Origin of the sequence: Mogibacterium pumilum (assembly GCF_002243385.1) — a bacterium.
Taxonomy (GTDB): Bacteria; Bacillota; Clostridia; order Peptostreptococcales; family Anaerovoracaceae; genus Mogibacterium; species Mogibacterium pumilum.
On record NZ_CP016199.1, the window covers coordinates 1,764,962 to 1,768,571 of the forward strand.

Below are 3,610 nucleotides of genomic sequence, written 5' to 3' on the forward strand. Positions count from 1 at the left end.
TATATTCCCATCCGTATCCGGTAATTTTTCCGGCTTGATATTTTTCGTGTTCATCAGAGAAAACACACCTCCTTGAAGATATCGCTTTCGCCACACATATATGATGACACGACTGTATCCAGTCTCTTCTGATACTAATTTTACACTCTCTCCATTTTCAAAACAACGACGAAGTACTTTCAATTTAAACTCCGCTGGAGGGTTTCTGGGATGTTCGGTGGTGTTTTTAAGATTAAGCTTCTTTCGTTTTTCTTTTGTTTTTCCCTCGTTGCGAATCCATCTATATAGGTGTTCTCTGCTGGGGTAACCAAGTTGACGCACTGTATCTGTAACAGATCCTATCTGATGATAAATGCGTAGCGCCTTTGCCCTCTGTTCTTTTGAATACATTAATGACTCCTTTCAGAGCCATAATATGTGTCCAGGTTTTTGTCCGCACCCCCATTTGTTGCACTTAGATTGTAAATTCAAATAAGGCTATAGTAAAACATTAAATTGTTATACTATAGCCTTTTTCTTTCACTCAGTATTTATCCTGAATATCGTTATTCCTTATTAGAGCTCCGTCGTATTAAATGTACCCTAGCAGAACATCGACAATTGGTATAACTATTACGAACAAAATCGTACTCAGCGTTACCACATTGGTTGAAAATTCTACGTCTCCATCTCCGTGACTTGCAAGAATTGGAAGAACTGCTAGAGCAGGTGCAGACGACTGTATTACAAAGGTCTTAAACTCATCAGTAGGCATGTTCTTGGCGGTAAGCAAGAGAACGGCTACCATCACCAGCGGTCCTAAAACAAAGCGCCCGATTAGAGTTATAATCGTATCCCTATCGAAAGTAATCGTTTTAAGCCCTGCTTTTGCAAGGACTATACCGATGTAGATAAGCGACAGTGGTGTTACGATATTACCTATATATGTAAGCGTGCTTGTAGCGAAAGTTGGGACAGGAATCTTTAGAACTAGAAATACTAGTGATACTAAAAATCCTATAAGTGGTGCTGGGAAAAGTTTCTTCCAGTCAAACTTTTCCGCACCTTTGCTCTTCCCCGATTTACTGTCCCTCGTCATCAGGTACACTCCGAGAGTCCATGTCGAAATCGTATTAGTAATGTAGTAGATAAGGAAATATGGCAGAGCCTTATTCCCAAACAGAGCTATATTAAGTGGTAGTCCAATGAAAATGGTATTAGCATTCACAAAGGTATTTATCATAGTACCCCTGCGTCCAGGTCTTACGTGAAATACTTTAACTACAATATATGCAAAAATATATCCTAGTCCAAATGCTGCAAATGTATAGAATAATCCTTCAGATAGACTAACAAGTTTATCAAATGTCAAATACTTCATTACCGATACAAAAATCGATGCTGGAAGCGCAATATTCATAATTAACCGAGAAAGATTTTGTCCGAATTCCTGTCCAAACCACCCATGGTTTTGCAGAAAATACCCAAGCACAATTATTGCAATGATAGGAATAATACTCTGTATAGAGGTAGTTAATATTTCCATATTGCTCCTTTCTAGAGCTTAAGCCCTTTATAGGAAAGCTTAACATACCTAGCTTTCATAACTATATACAACCTCTTCATTTTAGTATTTTGGATACCATTTTAGTGCTTGAACAGCTTTTGCCATATCCTTTTCCTCCGCACGGGCAAGCCCCTGTTCCTGAGCTGTTTTCGCAACTGCTTCAGCAACCTTAATTGATACATCCGCAACATACTTAAATGGCGGAAGAACAGGTGCTCCTGGTTTGCTCATATCGATGATACCGCTGAGCGAATGGGCTGCCGCACCAATCATCTCGTCGGTAAGAAGACTTGCCTCTGATGCCAGCATTCCTAGACCTAGTCCTGGATAAATGAGTGCATTATTAGCCTGTCCAATTACATAGTCAATCCCATTATATGAAACAGTATCTGCAGGAATTCCGGTTGCCACAAACGCTTTTCCATCCGACCAAGTAATCAAGTCTTCAGCAGTTGCCTCTGCAAGCTTAGTTGGGTTAGACAGCGGAAAAATCATAGGACGTTCTGTATTCTCACACATCGCCTCTACAACTTCCTTCGTAAATGTATTTGGTACTGTTGATGTTCCAACAAGTATTGTTGGCTTTACTGTCTTCACAACCTCAAGTAAGTCTGTCAGCTTATCTGCGTTAGGATAATCCGAACGTTTCTTAGCGAAAGGTCTCTGTTCAGGAGTCAAATCATCCATGTCGTCAAACAGGAGCCCCTGCTTGTCCACCATGAAGAATCTCTTATATGCCTCTTCCTCTGACAATCCCTTAGTTATCATCTCGCGAAGCACACGATGTGCGATTCCTGCCCCTGCAGTTCCACCGCCAAAGCACAGGTAAACCTGATCGGTAATCTTTTCGCCTGTAACAGCAAGTGATCCGAAAATTCCGCCAAGCGTCACAATACCCGTTCCCTGTATATCGTCGTTAAATGTAGGTATATTCTTGCGATATTTTTCGAGAATATTTGCAGCATTTGAACGTCCAAAATCCTCCCAGTGTAGATATAGCTTAGGGAAGAGTTTTTCTGCTGTATTAACAAACTGATCAATGAAATCATAGTAACGATCTCCACGAACTCTCTCATGACGATTTCCGAGATAGTTTGGATTATTTCGCAGAGACTCACGGTTGGTTCCTGCATCAATAACTAAAGGTAGTACCGTAGATGGATCAATGCCAGCAGCACCAGTATATACCATGAGTTTTCCAACAGAAATATCTACACCGTTTGCACCCCAGTCACCGATTCCAAGAATTTCTTCAGCATCTGTTACTACAATTAGTCTTATCTCACGACCTCCTGCTGCATTTTTAAGTGTTTCCTCGATATGCTCAGGGTGATTAATATCTAGATAACCTGCATACTGCGGATTAACGAAGAGATTGCTATATCCTTCTATAGTGTCTGCAATAGTTGGGTCATATACGATTGGATTGAATTCTTCCAAATGATGAGAGAACAGATAGTAGAACAACGTACGATTTGTATTGAAAATCTCCATGAGAAATAGTCTTTTTTCAAGATCATTCGCTTTAGTCTGTAGCTGAGCATACGTCTCAGCTGCCTGTTCTTCAATAGTCTGAATATAAGGCGGCAACAAACCTATAAGCCCTAGTTCTTGACGCTCTTCTAGAGTAAATGCGGTACCCTTATTTAGAAAAGGGTTGTTTAAGATATCATGTGCATTCATAGTCCACCTCCACTTTTTATATCTATATTAATTACGTCTCATAATATTACTATAACCCCCATTTGTAAATGCTTTTGAACTCATCAACACAGTATCCTCAATAGGGTAGAGCGAGGGCGTTAGCCCTCAACCCTCCCGTTGCACCGTACGTACGGGTCTCGTATACGGCGCTACATCAACATAGAATCAAGCGTTAATTCAGATAATACGCCAAAGGGTCGACCAATCCCGGTCGGCTCTTTGTCTTTTTGCCAAGTATCGTTGGATTGAGCAGGAAATTAATATCCCGAATAGTAGCCATTCGGTACCATCCCTGCCTTGCGTTTGCCACGCTTAACAATCTTTTCTCCTCAAGGCCACATTTCTGAATCCTATTCAGAA

3 protein-coding genes and 1 pseudogene are annotated in these 3,610 nt (G+C 40.7%); all 4 read right to left on the bottom strand.

Annotation, left to right across the window (positions count from 1 at the left end; genetic code table 11):
• Positions 1–390: helix-turn-helix domain-containing protein (locus tag AXF17_RS08435; protein WP_157682640.1), on the bottom strand; the 390-nt coding region annotated here is incomplete at its 3' end.
• Positions 391–571: 181 nt separating this feature from the next.
• Entirely contained in the window at positions 572–1,525 is a 954-nt protein-coding gene (locus AXF17_RS08440) for an AEC family transporter (RefSeq protein WP_094234626.1), read from the bottom strand.
• A gap of 81 nt (positions 1,526–1,606) precedes the next feature.
• On the bottom strand, positions 1,607–3,229 hold the full coding sequence (locus tag AXF17_RS08445) for a malolactic enzyme (protein ID WP_094234627.1): 1,623 nt from the start codon (positions 3,227–3,229) through the stop codon (positions 1,607–1,609).
• Positions 3,230–3,422: 193 nt separating this feature from the next.
• Positions 3,423–3,610 (bottom strand): annotated as a pseudogene (locus tag AXF17_RS09080) (group II intron reverse transcriptase/maturase); the annotation flags it as partial.

Bases quoted from the DNA above. Each gene is read 5' to 3' on its own strand.
- AXF17_RS08440 (WP_094234626.1), bottom strand. From the start codon at position 1,525: ATGGAAATATTAACTACCTCTATACAGAGTATTATTCCTATCATTGCA.
- AXF17_RS08445 (WP_094234627.1), bottom strand. From the start codon at position 3,229: ATGAATGCACATGATATCTTAAACAACCCTTTTCTAAATAAGGGTACC.